The organism is Streptomyces sp. CB00455 (assembly GCF_001905445.1).
Taxonomy (GTDB): domain Bacteria; phylum Actinomycetota; class Actinomycetes; order Streptomycetales; family Streptomycetaceae; genus Streptomyces.
Map to the genome: position 1 here is coordinate 156888 of NZ_LIVQ01000002.1, position 20462 is coordinate 177349.

17 protein-coding genes and 5 tRNA genes are annotated in these 20462 nt (G+C 70.5%); 10 read left to right on the plus strand and 12 right to left on the minus strand.

What is annotated here, in order from left to right; translation table 11 throughout:
• Complete coding sequence (gene leuC / locus AMK16_RS08175) at nucleotides 1-1428, minus strand: 3-isopropylmalate dehydratase large subunit (protein ID WP_073911128.1); 1428 nt, start codon at nucleotides 1426-1428, stop codon at nucleotides 1-3.
• Between the two features lie 184 nt (nucleotides 1429-1612).
• Here leuC and ndgR point away from each other — a divergent pair, with 184 nt between their 5' ends.
• Nucleotides 1613-2329 carry an IclR family transcriptional regulator NdgR gene (gene ndgR, locus AMK16_RS08180; protein ID WP_073911130.1) on the plus strand — a complete coding sequence of 239 codons (717 nt, stop codon included), beginning with the start codon at nucleotides 1613-1615 and terminating at the stop codon, nucleotides 2327-2329.
• Nucleotides 2330-2500: 171 nt separating this feature from the next.
• On the opposite strand, the gene AMK16_RS08185 is transcribed toward ndgR, so the two are convergent.
• From AMK16_RS08185 to AMK16_RS08225, 9 genes are all read right to left on the minus strand, one after another.
• Nucleotides 2501-2573 (minus strand) — tRNA-Glu (locus AMK16_RS08185).
• A gap of 23 nt (nucleotides 2574-2596) precedes the next feature.
• Nucleotides 2597-2668: transfer RNA gene (locus AMK16_RS08190), tRNA-Gln, on the minus strand.
• Nucleotides 2669-2692: 24 nt separating this feature from the next.
• Nucleotides 2693-2765 (minus strand) — tRNA-Glu (locus AMK16_RS08195).
• Between the two features lie 61 nt (nucleotides 2766-2826).
• Nucleotides 2827-2899 (minus strand) — tRNA-Glu (locus AMK16_RS08200).
• Between the two features lie 26 nt (nucleotides 2900-2925).
• Nucleotides 2926-2997 (minus strand) — tRNA-Gln (locus AMK16_RS08205).
• A gap of 84 nt (nucleotides 2998-3081) precedes the next feature.
• A complete protein-coding gene (locus tag AMK16_RS08210; protein WP_073911131.1) occupies nucleotides 3082-3810 on the minus strand; it encodes an HAD family hydrolase in 729 nt (242 codons plus the stop codon).
• Nucleotides 3811-3955: 145 nt separating this feature from the next.
• Entirely contained in the window at nucleotides 3956-5470 is a 1515-nt protein-coding gene (gene gltX, locus AMK16_RS08215) for a glutamate--tRNA ligase (RefSeq protein WP_073911133.1), read from the minus strand.
• Nucleotides 5463-6251: a fumarylacetoacetate hydrolase family protein gene (locus AMK16_RS08220; protein ID WP_073911135.1), complete on the minus strand. Its 789-nt coding sequence runs from the start codon at nucleotides 6249-6251 to the stop codon at nucleotides 5463-5465. Before AMK16_RS08220 ends, gltX begins: the two co-directional genes overlap by 8 nt.
• A gap of 96 nt (nucleotides 6252-6347) precedes the next feature.
• On the minus strand, nucleotides 6348-6536 hold the full coding sequence (locus AMK16_RS08225) for a hypothetical protein (RefSeq protein WP_073911138.1): 189 nt from the start codon (nucleotides 6534-6536) through the stop codon (nucleotides 6348-6350).
• Between the two features lie 579 nt (nucleotides 6537-7115).
• Between AMK16_RS08225 and AMK16_RS08230 the strand changes: the two genes are divergently transcribed.
• The 8 genes from AMK16_RS08230 (at nucleotide 7116) to AMK16_RS08265 (ending at nucleotide 17601) form a co-directional block, all read left to right on the plus strand.
• Nucleotides 7116-10913 (plus strand): nitrate- and nitrite sensing domain-containing protein, encoded by a 3798-nt coding sequence (locus tag AMK16_RS08230; protein ID WP_079191408.1) that lies wholly within the window; start codon nucleotides 7116-7118, stop codon nucleotides 10911-10913.
• A 9-nt stretch (nucleotides 10914-10922) separates the two neighbouring features.
• Nucleotides 10923-11336, plus strand: a complete 414-nt coding sequence (locus AMK16_RS08235) for a roadblock/LC7 domain-containing protein (protein WP_008739864.1) — start codon at nucleotides 10923-10925, stop codon at nucleotides 11334-11336.
• 152 nt (nucleotides 11337-11488) lie between these two features.
• Nucleotides 11489-11881, plus strand: a complete 393-nt coding sequence (locus tag AMK16_RS08240; RefSeq protein WP_073911140.1) for a DUF742 domain-containing protein — start codon at nucleotides 11489-11491, stop codon at nucleotides 11879-11881.
• Complete coding sequence (locus AMK16_RS08245) at nucleotides 11862-12449, plus strand: GTP-binding protein (protein WP_073911142.1); 588 nt, start codon at nucleotides 11862-11864, stop codon at nucleotides 12447-12449. The genes AMK16_RS08240 and AMK16_RS08245 overlap by 20 nt, the downstream gene beginning before the upstream one ends.
• A gap of 293 nt (nucleotides 12450-12742) precedes the next feature.
• The gene (locus AMK16_RS08250) at nucleotides 12743-15958 is read left to right on the plus strand and encodes a sensor histidine kinase (protein ID WP_073911144.1); all 3216 of its coding nucleotides are present in this window, start codon (nucleotides 12743-12745) and stop codon (nucleotides 15956-15958) included.
• Between the two features lie 10 nt (nucleotides 15959-15968).
• On the plus strand, nucleotides 15969-16382 hold the full coding sequence (locus tag AMK16_RS08255) for a roadblock/LC7 domain-containing protein (RefSeq protein ID WP_030037347.1): 414 nt from the start codon (nucleotides 15969-15971) through the stop codon (nucleotides 16380-16382).
• Between the two features lie 93 nt (nucleotides 16383-16475).
• Nucleotides 16476-17033 carry a DUF742 domain-containing protein gene (locus AMK16_RS08260; RefSeq protein WP_073911146.1) on the plus strand — a complete coding sequence of 186 codons (558 nt, stop codon included), beginning with the start codon at nucleotides 16476-16478 and terminating at the stop codon, nucleotides 17031-17033.
• Nucleotides 17014-17601, plus strand: coding sequence for a GTP-binding protein (locus tag AMK16_RS08265; protein ID WP_073911148.1), 588 nt, complete (start codon nucleotides 17014-17016; stop codon nucleotides 17599-17601). Before AMK16_RS08260 ends, AMK16_RS08265 begins: the two co-directional genes overlap by 20 nt.
• A gap of 148 nt (nucleotides 17602-17749) precedes the next feature.
• Here AMK16_RS08265 and AMK16_RS08270 read toward each other — a convergent pair whose 3' ends face one another.
• Together AMK16_RS08270 and AMK16_RS08275 are read right to left on the minus strand one after the other, a co-directional pair.
• On the minus strand, nucleotides 17750-17947 hold the full coding sequence (locus tag AMK16_RS08270) for an acyl-CoA carboxylase subunit epsilon (protein ID WP_073911151.1): 198 nt from the start codon (nucleotides 17945-17947) through the stop codon (nucleotides 17750-17752).
• A gap of 23 nt (nucleotides 17948-17970) precedes the next feature.
• Nucleotides 17971-19554: an acyl-CoA carboxylase subunit beta gene (locus AMK16_RS08275; RefSeq protein ID WP_073911152.1), complete on the minus strand. Its 1584-nt coding sequence runs from the start codon at nucleotides 19552-19554 to the stop codon at nucleotides 17971-17973.
• 260 nt (nucleotides 19555-19814) lie between these two features.
• On the opposite strand from AMK16_RS08275, the gene AMK16_RS08280 reads away from it, so the two are divergent.
• Nucleotides 19815-20438, plus strand: a complete 624-nt coding sequence (locus tag AMK16_RS08280; protein ID WP_073911155.1) for a YceI family protein — start codon at nucleotides 19815-19817, stop codon at nucleotides 20436-20438.
• Nucleotides 20439-20462: the final 24 nt, after the last annotated feature.

A 20462-nucleotide genomic window follows, 5' to 3' on the forward strand; every position in this document is an offset into this window, starting at 1 on the left:
TTATCGGACTCCGGCGGTCGCGTGGGCGTCGGACAGGTCGGCGGGAGAGGCCAGGTGGCCCAGTACCGCGGTGGCGGCCGCCACCTGCGGGGAGACCAGGTGGGTGCGCCCGCCCTTGCCCTGGCGGCCCTCGAAGTTGCGGTTGGAGGTGGACGCGGAGCGCTCACCGGGGGCCAGTTGGTCGGGGTTCATGCCCAGGCACATCGAGCAGCCCGCGTGCCGCCATTCGGCGCCGGCCTCCTTGAAGACCTTGTCCAGGCCCTCTTCCACGGCCTGCAGTGCGACCCGCACCGAGCCGGGGACGACCAGCATCCGTACGCCGTCGGCGACTTTGCGGCCCTCGATGATCCCGGCGACGGCGCGCAGGTCCTCGATGCGGCCATTGGTGCAGGAGCCTACGAAGACGGTGTCGACCCTGATGTCCCGCAGCGGCTGCCCGGCCGTCAACCCCATGTATTCCAGGGCCTTTTCGGCGGCGTGGCGCTCCGAAGCGTCCTCGTACGAAGCCGGGTCGGGGACGTTCGCGGACAGCGGCGCGCCCTGGCCCGGGTTGGTGCCCCAGGTGACGAACGGGGAGAGGGCGGAGGCGTCGATGACGACCTCGGCGTCGAAGACCGCGTCGTCGTCGGTGCGCAGCGTCTTCCAGTACGCGACGGCCGCGTCCCAGTCCTCGCCCTCCGGGGCGTGGTCGCGGCCCCGCAGGTAGTCGAAGGTGGTCTCGTCGGGGGCGATCATGCCCGCGCGGGCGCCGGCCTCGATCGACATGTTGCAGATGGTCATGCGGGCTTCCATCGACAGCTTCTCGATGGCCTCGCCGCGGTATTCCAGGATGTAGCCCTGGCCGCCGCCGGTGCCGATCCGGGCGATGATCGCCAGGATCAGGTCCTTGGCGGTGACGCCCTCGGCCAGCGCGCCGGTGACGGTGATGGCCATCGTCTTGGGGCGGGCCAACGGCAGCGTCTGGGTGGCCAGCACGTGCTCGACCTGGCTGGTGCCGATGCCGAAGGCCAGCGCGCCGAAGGCGCCGTGGGTGGAGGTGTGCGAGTCGCCGCAGACCACGGTGGTGCCCGGCTGGGTCAGGCCCAGCTGCGGTCCCACGACGTGGACGACGCCCTGCTCGACATCGCCCAGCGAGTGCAGCCGCACGCCGAACTCGGAGCAGTTCCCCCGCAGCGTCTCCAGCTGGGCCCGGGAGACCGGGTCGGCGATGGGCTTGTCGATGTCGATGGTGGGGGTGTTGTGGTCCTCGGTCGCGATGGTGAGGTCGAGGCGCCGGACCGGGCGGCCGGCCTGGCGCAGACCCTCGAAGGCCTGCGGGCTGGTCACCTCGTGCAGCAGGTGCAGATCGATGAAGAGGAGGTCGGGCTCGCCCTCGGCGCGCCGGACGACATGGTCGTCCCAGACCTTCTCCGCGAGTGTCCTACCCATCGCTTTCCCTCCGGCCGGCAGGTTGCGCCGGCGCTTCATAGAGATGTGGTGCGCCTGACCGCCCGTACCCCACGCACCGGACGGCGGCTCGGACCCAGTGGTTCGTGGACCCGCACATACAGACTCGCTCGTTCTTGGAAAAATTGAACTTGCGTTTCACAGTGTGAGACGCGAATATCGTTTCATGGACAACTCTAGCGGCGTCGGCGTTCTCGACAAGGCAGCTCTGGTACTGAGCGCACTGGAGTCCGGTCCGGCCACCCTCGCCGGGCTGGTCGCGGCGACAGGGCTCGCACGACCCACGGCGCATCGCCTCGCCGTGGCACTGGAACACCACCGGATGGTGGCGAGGGACATGCAGGGCCGGTTCATCCTCGGACCGCGGCTGGCGGAGCTCGCCGCCGCGGCGGGCGAGGACCGCCTGCTGGCCACGGCGGGACCGGTACTCACCCACCTGCGCGACGTGACGGGCGAGAGCGCACAGCTCTACCGCCGCCAGGGAGACATGCGCATCTGCGTGGCGGCCGCGGAGCGGCTGTCGGGCCTGCGGGACACCGTCCCGGTGGGCTCCACCCTCCCGATGAAGGCGGGCTCGGCCGCGCAGATCCTGATGGCCTGGGAGGAGCCCGAGCGGCTCCACCGGGGTCTGCAGGGTGCGCGCTTCACGGCGACGGCGCTCTCGGGTGTGCGGCGCCGCGGCTGGGCGCAGTCGATCGGCGAGCGGGAGCCCGGCGTGGCCTCCGTCTCGGCGCCGGTGCGCGGGCCATCCAACCGTGTGGTGGCCTCGGTATCGGTCTCCGGCCCCATCGAGCGCCTGACCCGTCACCCGGGCCGGATGCACGCGCAGGCCGTCATCGACGCGGCCGCCCGCCTCTCGGAGGCCCTGCGCCGCTCCGGCTGACCCGGGGCCGGCCGGCCTGCCGCCCTTCCGCCTCTCTTCCCTCCCCCGGGCCCGGGGGCGCGTACGACGCCGCACACGTCCGAACACGCGCCTCCGGGCCCGCCCTTGCACTGCGTCCGGAGACACGGAAGAGGCCCTCCGCGATGGTCGCGGAGGGCCTCTCCTCTTCTGTACCCCCGACCGGATTCGAACCGGCGCTACCGCCTTGAGAGGGCGGCGTGCTAGGCCGCTACACAACGGGGGCTAGCTGGTGCTGCTGTTACTGCGCTGGGCTACCAGGACTCGAACCTAGAATAAGGGAACCAGAAACCCTCGTGTTGCCAATTACACTATAGCCCAAAGTGGTCTAGACCAGACCAACAGTACCCCCGACCGGATTCGAACCGGCGCTACCGCCTTGAGAGGGCGGCGTGCTAGGCCGCTACACAACGGGGGCCCTAGCGATCCTGCATCAAGACGTCCGGGTGCGACCCTGGAGATCTCGCGGGAAGGATCTGTACCCCCGACCGGATTCGAACCGGCGCTACCGCCTTGAGAGGGCGGCGTGCTAGGCCGCTACACAACGGGGGCAAGCACTGCGTCACTACTGCACTGCGCTGGGGTACCAGGACTCGAACCTAGAATAAGGGAACCAGAAACCCTCGTGTTGCCAATTACACTATACCCCACCGAAAGTCAACCCCTGTGGGGTTTTTCTTTGGGTGTCGCCTCCGTCCGGCCTTTCGGCCCGCTCCGGCGGCGCAGAAAGAACATTACCGGATGCCTGACCGTGCTCCAAAACGGGTATCCGCGGCCAGCAGCTGCGGGAGCCCCGCCAGGCAGGTGATCCGGTGGACGCCCTCGGGCCCCTCGCCGCGGCCCCCGTCCCGGTCGAGCCACACCGCGAGCAGCCCGGCGTCACGCGCGCCGCGCGCGTCGATCTCCGGCTGGTCCCCCACGTACGCCACCTCGCCCGGCTCCAGCCCCATCGCCTGGCAGGCGGCGAGGAAGGCCCCCGCCTCGGGCTTGCTGATCCCGAGCTCCACGGCGCAGACCAGCACTTCGAAACGCTCCCGCAGCCCGAGGTCGCGGAGTTTGGGCTCCTGGTTGGCGGCGGAGGAGTTGGTGAGCACCCCGTGCCGGTAGTCGGCGGCCAGGGCGTCCAGGGCGGGCACCACGTCGGGGAAGACGGTCCAGGCGGTCTTGTAGTGCGCGACGTAGCGGTCGAACCAGGCATCGGCCTCGGCGTCCGTCATCGCGGGCGCCCCGAGGAACTCCCGCACCCGCTCCTGGCGCTGGCCCTGGAAGGTGCCCTCGCCGGCGGCGTAGCGCGCCCAGTGCCGTTCGGTGATCCGCCGCCACAGCGCGAGCGCCTGCGCGGCGGTCCCGTACCGCTCGGCGATGCGGTCGGCTTCCAGCTGTCGCGCGAGCCCCGCGGCGTCGGCCCCGGTGTAGTCGAACAGGGTGTCGTCGATGTCCCACAGCACGGCGCGGATCGGCATACGGCCGACCCTACGCCGTGGGCCCTTGCCGCGGGGGCGACTTCCGGGAAGATCGCTTGCGGAAGGTCCGGATGCCGAAAACGCCCCGGGGGGGCGGCCACCGGGGATCCGGTGGCCGCCCCCCGGGCGGGGACGTGCGCGGGCGCTACGCGGCGAGCCTGGCCAGCGCGGCGTCGATGCGGGACAGGGACTTCTCCTTGCCCAGGATCTCCAGGGACTCGAAGAGCGGCAGACCGACCGTGCGGCCGGTGACGGCCACGCGGACCGGCGCCTGGGCCTTGCCGAGCTTGAGGCCGTGGGCCTCGCCGGCGGTGAGGACGGCCTGCTTGAGGGACTCCGGGTCGCTCCAGTCGGCCGTCTCCAGGTTGGCGCGGGCGGTGGTCAGCAGGGCCGCCGGCTCGCCCTTCATCGCCTTGTCCCAGGACGCCTGGTCCTCGACCGGCTCCTTGCGGAACAGGAAGTCGACGTTGGCGGTGATGTCCGACAGGACGGTCACCCGGGTCTGGGCGTACGGCGCGATGCGCTCCCAGGCCGCGGCGTCGAAGTCCTCGGGCTCCCAGTTGGCGTGCGGCGCCCGCAGCCAGGGGGTGCAGGCGTCCGCGAAGGCCTTGGGGTCCAGCAGGCGGATGTGGTCGGCGTTGATCGCCTCGGCCTTCTTGAGGTCGAAGCGCGCCGGGTTGGCGTTCACGCCGTCGATGTCGAACTTCGCGACCATCTCCTCGATCGAGAAGATGTCCTGGTCCTTGGAGAAGGACCAGCCGAGCAGCGAGAGGTAGTTCAGCAGGCCCTCGGGGAGGAAGCCGCGCTCGCGGTAGAGGTTGAGCGAGGACTCCGGGTCGCGCTTGGAGAGCTTCTTGTTGCCCTCGCCCATGACGTACGGCAGGTGGCCGAAGGCGGGGGTTGCCTTGGCGACCCCGATCTCGGTCAGCGCCTTGTACAGGGCGATCTGGCGCGGGGTGGAGGAGAGCAGGTCCTCGCCGCGCAGTACGTGCGTGATCTCCATCAGCGCGTCGTCGACCGGGTTGACGAGCGTGTAGAGGGGGGCGCCGTTGGCCCGCAGGATGCCGAAGTCCGACACGTTCTCCGGGGTGAAGGACAGCTCTCCGCGGACCAGGTCCGTGAAGGTGATGGTCTCGTCGGGCATCCGGAAGCGGACGATGGAGCTGCGGTGCTCGCCCTGGTACGCCTCGATCTGCACGGGGGTCAGGTCGCGGCAGTGGCCGTCGTAGCCGGAGGGCCTGCCGGCCGCGCGGGCGGCGGCGCGGCGCGCGTCGAGCTCCTCGGTGGTGCAGTAGCAGTGGTACGCGTAGCCGCCGTCGAGCAGCTTCTTCGCGACGTCCGCGTAGATGTCCATCCGCTCGGACTGGCGGTAGGGGGCGTGCGGGCCGCCCACCTCGGGACCTTCGTCCCAGGTGAAGCCGAGCCAGCGCAGCGAGTCGAGCAGCTGTCCGTAGGACTCCTCGGAGTCGCGGGCCGCGTCGGTGTCCTCGATCCGGAAGACGAACGTACCGCCGTGGTGGCGGGCGAACGCCCAGTTGAAGAGGGCGGTCCGGACCAGGCCCACATGGGGGTTGCCGGTCGGGGAGGGACAGAAACGTACGCGGGGGGGTACCCCCTGCCCGGGCGGAGTCGAGAGCTGGGGGGAGTTCGCGTTAGCCACGCTTGATCACCTTGTTGGTGAGAGTGCCGATGCCTTCGATGGTGACGGCGACCTCGTCGCCGACGTTGAGGGGGCCGACTCCGGCCGGGGTCCCCGTGAGGATGACGTCACCCGGGAGCAGCGTCATGGCCTCGGTGATGTGGACGATCAGGTCCTCGACGGAACGGACCATGTCGCTGGTGCGGCCGAGCTGGCGCTGTTCGCCGTTCACGGTGCACTGGACGGTCAGGTCGCCGGGGTCGAGGTCGGTCTCGATCCAGGGGCCGAGGGGGCAGGAGCTGTCGAAGCCCTTGGCCCGGGCCCACTGGTTCTCGCGCTGCTGGACGTCGCGCGCGGTGACGTCGTTGGCGCAGGTGTAGCCGAGGATCACGTCCTTGACGCGCTCCCTGGGGACCTCCCGGCACATGCGGCCGATGACCACGGCGAGCTCCGCCTCGTGGTGGAGGTCCTGGGAGAAGGAGGGGTAGGTGATCGGGTCACCCGGGCCGACGACCGAGGTGGAGGGCTTGAAGAAGGTGATCGGCGCGTCCGGGACCTCGTGGCCGAGCTCCGCCGCGTGCTCCGCGTAGTTGCGGCCGATGGCCACGATCTTGCTGGGGAGCACGGGCGGCAGCAGCCGGACCTTGCCGAGCGGGACCTTCGTGCCGGAGAGCTCGAAGTCCGCGAAGGGGATCCCCTTGATGATGTCGAGGACGAGCTCCCCTTCGGCGCCGGGGGCGGCGTCGCCCTCGACCGCGCCGAAGGCGACGTTGCCGTCGATCGAGAACCTGGCGATGCGCACGTGTTGCGTCTGCCCCTCTGTATTGCCGCTGGCTGGAGTCTGGAGCTCCAGGCTAACGCGGCGGGCAGGGGCGCCCTGCGCCTTTGCCTCCGGGGGCTACGGCGCGGCGACGGCCACGGGCGCGTCCATGAGGATCGTGCGCCGCGGGTTGGCGGTCTGCGCCGGCAGCTCGGCGGCGTGCTCCGGGGTGGCCGGTGCCGCCTGCAGCTCCTCGGCGTCCTTGAGGTGCGCGAGGGTGGTGCGGCGGGGGTTGGCTATGTTGCGGAACATCGTCGTCGTCTTCATCGGAGTGTGTGGCCCTCAGCTGTGTTCGGGGGTGTCGGTCGGCTCGGCGCCGACCCGGGCGCCCAACCCTTCAAGGGGCAAGGCTAAACATCTGAATCCCCCGTCGAACCGGGAAGTAATGGCCATGGGTGTGTGAGTTTGCTCACCCGTGACCCGGCATTTCCGGCATAACGGGCAGTCATATCGCCGCGACCAAACGGACATTGCGTCACTGAATACGTCATTCCGCTGCTGATCATCAGGACTGGGACACCTTGGCAGTCGCAGGGTTTGGATGACGTAAGTCCGGTTTATCCCGAAAGCATCCGCACATCGCGTAGTCCGCCTGTCACAAGCGGTCACCGACTCTCCGGCGCGGTGCTCGCACCTTGTTGGAGATCCTCCACTGTGCTGGAATTCGCGGGACCGCCGCGGGAATCAGCCGGCGCGCAGGTGGCGCGAGACAGCGCCGAGCGCGGCGGCACGGAGAGGGAGACGCGCCGGTCACCGACGACCACCATGGGGCCGTTAGTGCCCCAAGACTCGACACCGTCCCACCGGTCGCCCGGCGGGACGCCTGGTCCAGAGGTTGCGACGCCAGTGCAGGGACGATTCAAGAGGGATGGCGCGGGGTCTCCCCCAGACCGCCAGGGCCGAGGCGCGGGTTCCCCCCAGGAGCGCCAGGGCCGCGGCACGGGGTCTCCCCAGGCCCGCCAGGGCCGCGGGGACGCTGCGGCGGAGCAGGAGCCGCGCGGCGGGACCGACCGTGGCTCCTCGCCCCAGCACGCCCACAACCGCGGGCAGGCCGTCGAGGGCGCCCGCCCCGACTCCTCCGCCACCGTGAAGGCCAAGGGCCGCGGCAAGGCCGTCAAGGCCAAGGCCGGCGCGGTCGAGCAGGACGTGGCGATACCGAAGGCCCCCAGCGGGCCCGGTTCGCGCCTCGCCATGCAGAACTGGCGCATCAGCACGCGACTGGTGTCGCTGCTGACCCTGCCCGTCGTCGCCGCCACCACGCTCGGCGGCGTCCGCATCAACGACTCGCTCAACGACATCGCGCAGCTGGAGCACATGCAGCTGCTGACGACGATGACCCGGCAGGCCACCAACCTGGCCGCCGCGCTCCAGGAGGAACGCGACAAGTCCGCCGGTCCGCTGTCGGTCGACAAGTCGGGCAAGGCGAACAGCACCGTCGCAGGTGTCCGCGAGACGACCGACAACGCAGCCAAGGCCTTCGCCGCCGCGACCGACCAGGTCGACAACACGGAGGACAAGGACGAGACGCTCAAGTCGATCCGCAACAACATCCTGCAGATCGGCCGCCAGCTCACCCTCATCGAGGACATCCGCAGCAAGGCGTACGCGAACGGCGCCCAGCAGACCGTCACCGAGTACAACAACCTGATCGTCTCGCTGCTCTCACTCTCCCAGGACATGGCGCAGGCCACCTCCAGCCCTGAGATGATCAAGCGTACGCGCGCCCTGGCGGCCTTCTCCGCCGCCAAGGAGTACGCCTCCGTCCAGCGCGCGATCATCGCCGCCTCCCTCCCCGACGGCGCCGAGAAGCCGGGCAGCCTGAAGGAGAACGACCGTCTCTACGCCCTCTCGGCCCTCAAGGGCGAGCAGCAGTCGAAGAAGACGTTCGAACTCGTCTACCAGGGCCGCTCCGAGGAGCTCCTGACCTCCCTCGGCGACGGCAACCCGGAGATCGGCCGCGCCGACCACTACGCGCGCCGCGTGCTGGCCACCGACGGGCAGTTCGCCAAGGAGACGCAGTACAAGTCCTGGATGGACTGGTACGACGCGGACGACACCAAGATCCACGCGATGCAGCAGATCGAGCTGACCCTGCTCCAGGACATGGAGCAGAAGGCCCGCGAGCTCAAGAACGAGTCGCAGCAGGACGCCATCATCAACGGTGCCCTGATCCTGCTCGTCCTCGGCGTCTCGCTCGTCGGCGCCTTCGTGATGGCCCGCTCGATGATCCGCTCGCTGCGCCGCCTGCAGGACACCGCGACGCGCGTCGCCCAGGACCGCCTCCCCGAGCTCGTCAAGCAGCTCTCGGAGACCGACCCGCAGGACGTGGACACGTCCGTGGAGTCGGTCGGCCTGCACACCCGCGACGAGATCGGCCAGGTGGCCGCGGCCTTCGACGACGTGCACCGCGAGGCCGTCCGCCTCGCCGCCGAGCAGGCCCTCCTGCGGGGCAACGTCAACGCGATGTTCACCAACCTCTCGCGCCGTTCGCAGGGTCTCATCCAGCGCCAGCTCTCGCTCATCTCCGAGCTGGAGTCGCGCGAGGCCGACCCGGACCAGCTGTCCTCCCTCTTCAAGCTCGACCACCTCGCGACCCGCATGCGCCGTAACGGCGAGAACCTCCTCGTCCTCGCGGGCGAGGAGCCGGGACGCCGGTGGACCCGCCCCGTCCCGCTCGTCGACGTGCTCCGCGCCGCCGCGTCCGAGGTGGAGCAGTACGAGCGCATCGAACTGTCCTCGGTGCCCGGCACCGATGTGGCCGGCCGCGTCGTCAACGACCTCGTGCACCTGCTCGCCGAGCTGCTGGAGAACGCCACCTCGTTCTCCTCCCCGCAGACGAAGGTCAAGGTCACCGGGCACGCGCTGCCCGACGGCCGGGTGCTCGTCGAGATCCACGACACCGGCATCGGCCTCTCTCCCGAGGACCTCGCCGCGATCAACGAGCGGCTCGCGTCGCCGCCGACCGTGGACGTCTCCGTCTCCCGCCGCATGGGCCTGTTCGTGGTCGGCCGCCTGTCCCTGCGACACGGCATCCGCATCCAGCTGCGCCCCTCCGACTCGGGCGGTACGACGGCCCTCGTCATGCTGCCGGTGGATGTCGCCCAGGGCGGCAAGAAGCCGGCTCCGATGGCCGGCCAGGGTGGTCAGGGCGGCCCCGGCGGCGGTCAGGGCGGCTCCGGCGCGCAGGCTTCCGTGCCGGGCGGCGCCCGGCCGCCCGTGGGCGCGGGCGCGCAGCGCGGCCAGGTCGGCGCGGGCGGTCAGCGCGGCCAGGTCGGCGCGGGCGGTCAGCGCGCCGCCCTGCCGGGGCGCGACACGGCGCCCGGACAGCGTCCGCAGGCCGGGCAGCAGGGCCAGCAGGGTTCCCCGGGCGGCTGGGCGCCGCAGCAGGGCGGTCCCGGTGCTCCCGGCGGCCGTCCCCAGCAGGGTCCGACGACGGCCGGGCAGGGGCAGGGCGCCTTCGGCTCCGGTGCGCCGCTCGCGGGCCGCGGTCCGCAGGCCCGTCCCGCGGCCGCTCCCACGGCCGCCGGCCAGCCCGGCTTCGCGCAGGGCAACGGCTTCGAACGCCCCCAGCAGTCCCCGCAGCAGCCGTCGGGTCCGGGCTCGCGCGGGCCCCGGCCGCAGCTGCCGCCGCGCGGCGGCGCCCCGCGCCCCGAGCTCCCCGGTCCGCAGACCACCAGCTGGGGCGCCGATCAGGCGCGTGGCCACGACGAGCTCTCGGGCCCCGGTTCGACGGCGGAGTTCGCCCGTCCGGACTTCAACGCCCCGATGCCCCAGGCGGACGGCGCGAACAGCACGACGGGCCAGTTCGAGCGTCCGGACGTGCGCGGTCCCCTGGACCCGTCCGCCACCGGCCAGTTCGAGCGTCCGCAGCTGCGCGGTCCGGGGGATGCGTCCTCCACGGGACAGTTCCCCCGCCCGGGCTTCCAGCCCCAGCGGCCCGGTGGCCCCGGTGTCGGCGGCTTCGCCGGTCCCGCCCAGCCCCAGGTCCCCTCCCAGGCCCCGCAGCAGTACCAGCAGCCTCAGCCCGCGCAGCCCGGCGGCGACTACGCCCCCGTACCGCCGCAGCGCCCGCAGGCTCCCGGCCTGCCACAGGGCAGCCGGCCCGAGGCGTTGCCCCCGGCGCCCAGCTCCGGCGACGCCCGCAGCCCGATCTTCGACACGCTGGAGTCGAACTGGTTCCGCGAGGAGGGGCAGCAGCCCGCCGCGCAGGATCCGGACGTACCCCGGCAGCCGCAGCAGCCCGCCCCGGCGGCCCCCGCTCAGCAGCAGCCGCTGCCGCAGCGCGGCCAGGAGCAGGCGTCCGAGCCGGCCGCCGCGGCGACCGGCGCCATGCCGACCGTCAGCTGGCGGTCCTCGCCGAACGACGAACTGATGCGCCAGGCCGAGCGCGTGCGCCAGCCCGCCGCCGGCGGCATCACCACCTCGGGGCTGCCCCGCCGGGTCCCGCGGGCGAACCTCGTGGCCGGCACCGCGCAGCAGCAGGCCGAAGCACAGGCCGGCCCCCAGGTCTCGCGTGCCCCGGACGACGTCCGCGGCCGTCTGACCAACCTCCGACGCGGTATCCAGCAGGGCCGTCAGGCCGGCAACAGTGGTCCGGCGACCGGCAGTTACCACATCGACCCCACTTACCAGCAGGAGCGTTAGTTGAGTTCGATGAGCCAGGCGGCACAGAACCTGAACTGGTTGATCACCAACTTCGTGGACAACACCCCAGGGGTGTCCCACACCGTGGTGGTCTCCGCCGACGGACTCCTTCTGGCGATGTCCGAAGGATTCCCCAGGGACCGCGCCGATCAGCTGGCGGCCGTGGCCTCCGGCCTGACGTCGCTGACCGCCGGGGCCTCCCGTATCTTCGAGGGTGGCGCCGTCAACCAGACCGTGGTCGAGATGGACCGGGGATTCCTCTTCCTCATGTCCGTCTCGGACGGATCCTCGCTGGCCGTGCTCGCACACCCCGAGTGCGACATCGGCCTCGTCGGCTACGAAATGGCCCTCCTCGTGGACCGCGCCGGCAGTGTCCTGACCCCGGACCTGCGCGCGGAGTTGCAGGGAAGCCTGCTCATCTGACGCCCACCCGCCCGGCCGGACGGTACTTCCGGCCGGGGGACCGGGGCCCCCGCCCCGGAACCCAGTACCCCCCGACAGGCCGTCATCACGTCCCCCCACCGGCCGCCCTGTCAGACGGCACGCTGACCACTGCTGTCCAGCCCGGAGGATCAATGACCCCGCCCCCCGCCTATCCCGATGCGTACGGAGATTCGTACTCGGAAGGCGACCAGCCGCTCGTGCGTCCGTACGCGATGACCGGCGGCCGGACCCGGCCCCGCTACCAGCTCGCCATAGAGGCCCTGGTCAGCACCACCGCCGATCCGATGCACATGTCCGGCCTGCTCCCCGAGCACCAGCGCATCTGCACCCTGTGCCGCGAGGTCAAGTCGGTCGCGGAGGTCTCCGCGCTGCTTTCGATGCCGCTGGGCGTCGCCCGGATCCTCGTCGCCGACCTGGCGGAGGCCGGCATGGTGGCCATCCACCAGCCGGGCAATGGAGAGGCCGGCGGCACGCCGGACGTCACGCTGCTCGAAAGGGTGCTCAGTGGACTTCGCAAGCTCTAGCGGTGGGGCGGCTCCCGCCCGCTCCACCACCTCCGCGAAGATCGTGGTGGCGGGCGGCTTCGGCGTGGGCAAGACCACGTTCGTCGGAGCCGTGTCCGAGATCGACCCGCTGCGCACCGAAGCCGTCATGACGAGCGCCTCCGCCGGTATCGACGACCTCACCCACACCGGTGACAAGACGACCACCACGGTCGCCATGGACTTCGGCCGCATCACGCTGGACCAGGACCTGATCCTGTACCTGTTCGGCACCCCGGGCCAGGACCGCTTCTGGTTCATGTGGGACGACCTGGTCCGCGGCGCGATCGGGGCGATCGTCCTGGTGGACACGCGCCGCCTCGCCGACTGCTTCCCGGCCGTCGACTACTTCGAGAACAGCGGCCTGCCGTTCGTCGTGGCGCTCAACGGTTTCGAAGGCCACCAGCCGTACACGCCGGAGGAGGTCCGCGAGGCCCTGCAGATCGGCCCGGACGCCCCCATCATCACCACCGACGCCCGCCACCGCGCGGACGCCAAGAGCGCGCTCATCACGCTCGTCGAGCACGCCCTCATGGCACGGCTCAAGTAGCACGGATCCAACTGCCGCGCGTGAGGGGCGGGCTGTGTCATGCGACACGGCCCGCCCCTTCCGTTCATAACGTTTCGACAGAGAATTGCCGCCAGTTCGCCACAGGGTGCGTTCGGTTGGTACCGCTACGCGCACAACTCCCCCCATTTTTGCCGCAGGACGCTCTTTATGTCCGATTTATGTGGGGCATAAGGTTCTGGGAATGGCCGGTTTCAACTGTTTGGAACACGGCCGTGAACCGTGCTGGAATTCATCGAACTAGCTAGTAGCACCGCCGAGAGGTTGTTGGTCGAGTGAGGCGAAGCATCGCAAGCCCCGCGGATGAACCCGCGCGCGGCAACTTCACCCCGCCGCCGCGAGCGGCCGCGTCGCCCGTCGACATGCCCGTGGAACCACCCGCGAGCGGGGGGAGCGCCAGCAGGTTCGCTCCCCGCAACTGGCGCGTGCCGACCAAGCTGAACGCCATCCTGCTCGTACCCGCCCTCGTCGGGCTGGTCATGGGCGGCTTCCAGGTGAAGGGCTCCATCGACACCTGGAACGAGGCCCAGGACGCCGAGAAGATAGCCAGGGTCGTCCAGGCCTCCTCCGAGTACAGCCAGGCACTGCTCAACGAGCGTGACCTCACGGCCGAGCCGCTGCTGAGCGGCAACCCCAACAGCGAGACCGTCACCAAGGTGCGCGGCGCCACCGACGCGGCCAAGGCGAAGTTCGACGACGCCGTCCGGGACATGCCGAAGGACCAGGGCATGGAGCGGCGTCTGGAGCTCTTCCGCGCGGAGGAGCCCAAGCTGAAGGACGTCCGCGACAAGGCCTACCTCGCCGCGGCCGAGACCCCCAAGAAGAACCTCCCCAGCGCGCCGGGTCCCATCCCGACCGAAGAGGGCTACGTCCTCGTCCAGCACTACCTCATGCAGTTCGCCAACGAGCTCGGCCTCGGCACCGGCAACGTGACCTCGTACGGCCGCATGGTCTACGCCGTGCAGCTGGCCAAGGCGGCGAACTCGCTGCAGCGCTCCGTCGGCACCCACCTGCTGGTCCGCCCGAGCACGAATGAGGAGACCCGCAAGGCCCAGCTCGTCGCCTTCTCCTCGTACGCCTACCTGGAGGAGATCGCCCAGGGCGAGTACGTCGCGGCCGGCACCGAGGAGGACGTGAACCGCCTCCGGGAGGTCATGGCCCAGAAGTCCGACGAGGGCGCCGCCAAGATCGCCGAGGCGAAGAAGCAGGCGGAGCTGGCCGGCGCCCGCTTCGTGCCCCCGCCCGTGGTCAACAAGTCGGCGCTGACCGGCATGACCGAGGCGATAGCCAGCGGCGAGAACAAGAAGAAGCTCGCCGAGACCGGCACCACGCCCGCCTTCTGGCAGGCCGCCGCCACCGCGAAGTTCGACGGCTACGACCAGATCGAGAAGGAACTCCTCGACAAGGCCGTCAAGGACGCCGTCGCGATTTCCGACGAGGCCCGCAACGACGCCATCACCAACGGCGCCATCGTGGTCGTGGCCCTGCTCGCCGCCTTCATCCTGGCGGGTCTCATGGCCCGCCAGATGGGCCGCGCGATGCGCCGTCTGCGCTCCGCCGCCTTCGACATCGCCGAGCAGCGCCTGCCGATGCTCGTCGACCAGCTCTCGCGCACGGACCCGGGCAAGGTCGACACCCGCGTCCACCCGATCCCGATCGACTCGCAGGACGAGATCGGCGAGGTGGCCCGCGCCTTCGACCAGGTCCACCGGGAAGCGGTCCGGCTCGCCGCCGAGCAGGCGCTCCTGCGAGGGAACGTCAACGCGATCTTCACCAACCTCTCGATGCGCAACCAGTCGCTGATCGAGGGCCAGCTGACCCTCATCACCAGCCTGGAGAACAACGAGGCGGACCCGGACCAGCTGGAGAACCTCTTCCGCCTGGACCACCTGGCCACCCGCATGCGCCGCAACGGCGAGAACCTCCTCATCCTCGCGGGCGAGGAGCCGGGCCGCCGCTGGGACCAGCCGGTGCCCCTCGTCGACGTCCTGCGCGCCGCCTCCTCCGAGGTGGAGCAGTACGAGCGCATCGAGCTCTCCGGCGTCTCCGAGGCCGAGATCCACGGCCAGGCCGTGACCGACCTCGTGCACCTGCTCGCCGAGCTGCTGGAGAACGCCACCACCTTCTCCTCCCCCCAGACCAAGGTCCGCGTCAACGCCACGCGTCTGCCCGACGGCCGCGTGATGGTCGAGATCCACGACAAGGGCATCGGCCTGACCGCCGAGGACTTCGCGGACATCAACCACAAGCTCGCCAACCCGCCGACCGTGGACGCCGCGATCTCGCAGCGCATGGGTCTGTTCGTGGTCGGCCGGCTGGCGGACCGCCACAGCATCCGCGTGCAGCTGCGCCCCTCGGGCGAGGCGGCGGGCACCACCTCGCTGGTCATGCTCCCCGACGCCATCACCCACGGTGGTGGTGGCGAGGGCATCCCCGACGACGACTTCACGGTCTCCTCGATCATCCCGGAGCAGAAGGCCCAGCAGCCGGCGCCGCTGCGCACGGCCGCCGAACTCGGCTTCGACGACTCCCGCTACGACGAGCAGGGCGGCGAGCGGGAACTCGACCCGGTCGGCCGGTCCCTGGGCCGCGAGGAGCGGCGTGCCGCACTGGAGGCCCAGGTCGGCTACCCGCAGGACCAGCAGGACCAGCAGGAGCCGCAGGACCAGCAGAGCCGCGCCCACGCGTATCCGGAACCCCAGCCCGAACACGGCTACCAGCCGTACCAGGGCTACGAGCAGCAGCCCGGGCAGGGCTATGACACCCCGTACGAGGCCCCCCGGCAGCCGCAGCAGTCCGAGGCACAGTTCGACGGGTACGCGCAGCAGGGCTATGCCTATCCGGAAGCCTCCTACGAGGACACCCAGCAGCCGGCCCAGAACTACGACGACGGCTACGATGCCCGGTCGCAGCAGGCCGAGTGGCCCGAGCAGAACACCTATGCGGCTCCCTACCAGCAGGATTACGGGACCGAATCGGAATCCCGGGCCGTCCCCGAAGCGGCTCCGGAACGCGTAGGCTTCGACCGTCCGGGCGCCGCTGCCGACACCGGTCACAAGATGACCGGAGCGGGCCTGCCGCGCCGCGGCAGCCAGCAGCAGTGGCAGCCGGCACAGCAGGAAGCGGAGTCCACCGGATCCCTCTTCGAACAGCGGCCGCAGCGTCAGCAGCAGCCCGCTGAGACGGAGCGGGCCCCGGAGGAAGCGGAAGGCAGCCCGTCCTGGCGCTCGCGCAACGACGAGCGCTGGCAGCAGGCCGGCAAACTCCGTGAGCCGAAGGCGGGCGGGGTCACCCCGTCCGGTCTCCCTCGGCGGGTGCCCAAGGCCAACCTGGTCGAGGGCGCGGCGGAGACGACCCCGCAGGGCGGCCCCCAGGTCTCCCGCGCCCCGGAGGACGTCCGCGGCAGGTTGAGCAACCTGCGGCGCGGTGTCCAGCAGGGACGCACCGCGGGATCTGAGCAGTCAAGTAACAGCTATGACCAGGAGCGTTAGTGTGAGCCCGATGAGCCAGGCGGCACAGAACCTGAACTGGTTGATCACCAACTTCGTGGACAACACCCCAGGGGTGTCCCACACCGTGGTGGTCTCCGCCGACGGACTGCTTCTGGCGATGTCCGACGGGTTCCCGCGCGACCGCGCCGATCAGCTGGCGGCCGTGGCCTCCGGCCTGACCTCGCTGACCGCCGGGGCCTCCCGCATCTTCGAGGGTGGCGCCGTCAACCAGACCGTGGTCGAGATGGACCGGGGATTCCTTTTCCTCATGTCCGTCTCGGACGGATCCTCGCTCGCGGTGCTCGCGCACCCCGAGTGCGACATCGGCCTCGTCGGTTACGAGATGGCTCTTCTGGTGGACCGCGCGGGCAGTGTCCTCACCCCGGACTTGCGTGCGGAGCTGCAGGGAAGTCTTCTCAACTAGCAAACAGGCAGTGCGTTTCGCGTCACCGCACCATAAGGTGCGGTGGCGCGGTTCCACAGGGAGTACTGCGCACTTGGAGTCGGAGGAGGAAACGTGACAACACCCGGAGGACATCCTTATGGCGGCGCGCAGCAGCCGCAGGGTGGGCACGACCAGAACCGCTTCAATTTCCCCTCTGCTCCCAGCCGGCCCGTGCCGGAGCACAATCCCTACCAGCAGCAGCCGTACGGCCAGCCCCAGCAGCCCCAGCAGCCGCACATGCCTCCGCAGGCGCCTCCGCGCGCCACGCGGCAGCCGGCTCCGAAGGCCCACAACCCGCTGGTGCGTCCGTACGCGATGACCGGCGGCCGTACTCGGCCGCGCTACCAGCTCGCCATCGAGGCGCTGGTCAGTACCACGGCGGATCCCGCGCGGCTGCAAGGGCAGTTGCCCGAGCACCAGCGCATCTGCCGCCTGTGCCAGGAGATCAAATCCGTCGCGGAGATCTCGGCACTCCTCTCCATTCCTCTTGGTGTCGCCCGCATCCTCGTCGCCGACCTGGCGGAGGCGGGCCTTGTCGCCATTCACCAGCCCGGCGGCGACGAGTCTGCCGGCGGCCAGCCAGATGTGACACTGCTCGAAAGGGTGCTCAGTGGACTTCGCAAGCTCTAACGGCGGAGCGGCTCCCGCCCGCTCCACCACCTCCGCGAAGATCGTGGTGGCGGGCGGCTTCGGCGTGGGCAAGACCACGTTCGTCGGCGCGGTCTCCGAGATCAACCCGCTGCGCACCGAAGCCGTCATGACGAGCGCCTCCGCCGGCATCGACGACCTCACCCACACCGGTGACAAGACGACCACCACGGTCGCCATGGACTTCGGCCGCATCACGCTGGACCAGGACCTGATCCTGTACCTGTTCGGCACCCCGGGCCAGGACCGCTTCTGGTTCATGTGGGACGACCTGGTCCGCGGCGCGATCGGCGCCGTCGTGCTGGTGGACACGCGCCGCCTCGCCGACTGCTTCCCGGCCGTCGACTACTTCGAGAACAGCGGCCTGCCGTTCGTCATCGCCCTCAACGGCTTCGACGGGCACCAGCCGTACACGCCGGAGGAGGTCCGCGAGGCCCTGCAGATCGGCCCGGACGCCCCCATCATCACCACCGACGCCCGCCACCGCGCGGACGCCAAGAGCGCACTCATCACGCTCGTCGAGCACGCCCTCATGGCCCGCCTGCGGTAAGGCGGTTGCGGCTTCGAAAGGCCCCCGTGTCCCTGACGCGGGGGCCTTCGCCGTGCGCGCTCGGGCCGGGCCGGATACGCGCGAGGCCCCGCGCCTTCTCCCGGAGGCAGTCCGGGAGAAGGCGCGGGGCCTCGTGAGGGCTCGGGCTTCAGCCCTGCCAGCTGTGCGGGGCGCGGAAGCCGGGGGTGCGCTCCAGACGGCGCCAGCCGGCCTGGGAGCGGGTGCCGCGGGCCGGGGCGTCGCCGGGGGTGGCGGCGGCGCGGGCGAGCAGGATCGCGGTGATCGCGGCCAGCTCCTCGGGCTCGGCGTTGCCCTTCTCGACGCGCAGCAGGGTGTCGGTGTTCATGGGTGGGCAGGTCTCCTTCGCGATCACTGCGGCGGGTTGCCGTGCTTGCGGGACGGCAGATCGGCGTGCTTGTTGCGGAGCATCGCGAGGGCGCTGACGAGGACTTCGCGGGTCTCGGCCGGGTCGATGACGTCGTCGACGAGGCCGCGCTCGGCCGCGTAGTACGGGTGCATCAGCTCGGCCTTGTACTCCTTGACCATGCGCACGCGCATGGCCTCGGGGTCCTCGGCGTCCGCGATCTGCTTGCGGAAGATGACGTTGGCGGCACCCTCGGCGCCCATCACGGCGATCTCGTTGGTGGGCCAGGCGTAGGTGAGGTCGGCGCCGATGGACTGGGAGTCCATGACGATGTACGCGCCGCCGTAGGCCTTGCGCAGGATCAGCGAGATCCGCGGGACGGTGGCGTTGCAGTACGCGTACAGCAGCTTGGCGCCGTGGCGGATGATGCCGCCGTGCTCCTGGTCGACGCCCGGCAGGAAGCCGGGGACGTCCAGCAGCGTGACGATCGGGATGTTGAAGGCGTCGCAGAGCTGGACGAAGCGCGCCGCCTTCTCGGAGGCGTGGATGTCCAGGACTCCGGCGAGGTGGCCGGGCTGGTTGGCGACGATGCCGACCACCTGGCCGTCCATCCGGGCCAGGGCGCAGATGATGTTGCGGGCCCAGCGCTCGTGGATCTCCAGGACGTCGCCCTCGTCGACGAGCTCCTCGATGACCTTGAGCATGTCGTAGGGGCGGTTGCCGTCGGCGGGCACCAGGTCCAGCAGGACCTCGGAGCGGCGGTTCGCCGGGTCGCTCGTCTCGTGGACGGGCGGGTTCTCGCGGTTGTTCGAGGGCAGCATCGAGATGAGGTAGCGGACCTCGGAGATGCAGGTCTCCTCGTCGTCGTAGGCGAAGTGCGCGACACCGGAGGTCTCGGCGTGCACGTCGGCGCCGCCGAGGCCGTTCTGGGTGATCTCCTCGCCGGTCACCGCGCGGACGACGTCCGGGCCGGTGATGAACATCTGCGAGGTGTCGCGGACCATGAAGACGAAGTCCGTCAGGGCCGGGGAGTAGGCGGCGCCACCGGCGCAGGGGCCCAGCATGACCGAGATCTGCGGGATGACGCCCGAGGCCCGGGTGTTGCGCTGGAAGATGCCGCCGTAGCCGGCGAGGGCGGAGACGCCCTCCTGGATGCGGGCGCCGGCGCCGTCGTTCAGGGAGACCAGCGGGGCACCGGCCGCGATGGCCATGTCCATGATCTTGTGGATCTTCGTGGCGTGGGCCTCGCCCAGGGCGCCGCCGAAGATGCGGAAGTCGTGCGCGTAGACGAAGACCGTGCGGCCCTCGACCGTGCCCCAGCCGGTGATGACGCCGTCGGTGTAGGGCTTCTTGCCCTCCAGGCCGAAGCCGGTCGCCCGGTGGCGGCGCAGCTGCTCGACCTCCTTGAAGGAACCTTCGTCGAGGAGCAGCGCGATGCGCTCACGGGCGGTCAGCTTGCCCTTGGCGTGCTGGGTTTCGGTCGCGCGGTCACTGGGTCCGCGCCGCGCCTGCTCGCGCAGGGAGTGCAGCTCGGCCACGCGCCCGCGGGCGTCCGTCGGCTCGCTCGGGATCTGGTCCACAACGGTCATGTACCGACCTTACGAAGCGCGAGGCGAAAAACCTCCGTTGATACCGCACAGGTTCCGGTGTCATCAGCTGTCCGGCCCGCACAGAACGGCCCGGGGATGTGGGGACTACGCCAGTCGGGACCCCCGTCCTTTGTGGCACTCCTACAAATGGGTGAGACCCCCCCAGCAGATGTTGAAATTTGAACAGAATCGGGCTACGGTCATCCCGTTGAAGTTGTTGAAGATTCAACAGAATGCCGAACATGACCGAGGAGCAAGCCATGGGTCTCTTCACCCGCCGCAACCAGACCGCCTCCGCCCAGGCGGGCACCGCCCCCGCCGCCACGCTCATGGTGGACCCGGCCCTCGCCGCCCTCACCGGCGACTACGTCATCGACCCCGCCCACAGCAGCATCGGCTTCACCGTCCGCCACGCCATGGTGACCAACGTCCGCGGCAGCTTCGCCGAACACGAGGGCGCCCTGCGCCTGGACGGCGGCGATCCCTCCCGTTCCACCGCCGACATCAAGGTCGCCATCGCCTCCGTCGGCACCGGCATGGCCGACCGCGACGCCCACCTGCTGGGCCCCGACTTCTTCGAGGCCGAGACCTACCCGCTGATGACCTTCCGCTCCACCGGGGCGGCCGCGCTCGGCGGCGACACCTACCGCATCAGCGGCGATCTGACGATCAAGGACGTCACGCGGCCGCTCTCCATCGACCTGGAGTTCACCGGCTCCGCCACCGACGTCTACGGCAACGAGCGCGTCGGCTTCGAGGGCTCGGCGCAGATCCTGCGCTCCGACTGGGGCCTGACGTGGAACGCCGCCCTGGAGGCCGGCGGGGTCATGGTCAGCGACAAGGTGAAGCTGACCTTCGACATCTCGGCCATCAAGCAGGCCTGACGGCCGCGGCCGCCGGGGGCGGCG

Coding starts and splice junctions, on each gene's coding strand:
- AMK16_RS08240 (WP_073911140.1), top strand. CDS start 11,489: ATGACCCCGCCCCCCGCCTATCCCGATGCGTACGGAGATTCGTACTCG.
- ndgR (WP_073911130.1), top strand. CDS start 1,613: ATGGACAACTCTAGCGGCGTCGGCGTTCTCGACAAGGCAGCTCTGGTA.
- AMK16_RS08275 (WP_073911152.1), bottom strand. CDS start 19,554: ATGACCGTTGTGGACCAGATCCCGAGCGAGCCGACGGACGCCCGCGGG.
- AMK16_RS08280 (WP_073911155.1), top strand. CDS start 19,815: ATGGGTCTCTTCACCCGCCGCAACCAGACCGCCTCCGCCCAGGCGGGC.
- leuC (WP_073911128.1), bottom strand. CDS start 1,428: ATGGGTAGGACACTCGCGGAGAAGGTCTGGGACGACCATGTCGTCCGG.
- AMK16_RS08255 (WP_030037347.1), top strand. CDS start 15,969: ATGAGCCAGGCGGCACAGAACCTGAACTGGTTGATCACCAACTTCGTG.
- AMK16_RS08235 (WP_008739864.1), top strand. CDS start 10,923: ATGAGCCAGGCGGCACAGAACCTGAACTGGTTGATCACCAACTTCGTG.
- AMK16_RS08225 (WP_073911138.1), bottom strand. CDS start 6,536: ATGAAGACGACGACGATGTTCCGCAACATAGCCAACCCCCGCCGCACC.
- AMK16_RS08210 (WP_073911131.1), bottom strand. CDS start 3,810: ATGCCGATCCGCGCCGTGCTGTGGGACATCGACGACACCCTGTTCGAC.
- AMK16_RS08270 (WP_073911151.1), bottom strand. CDS start 17,947: ATGAACACCGACACCCTGCTGCGCGTCGAGAAGGGCAACGCCGAGCCC.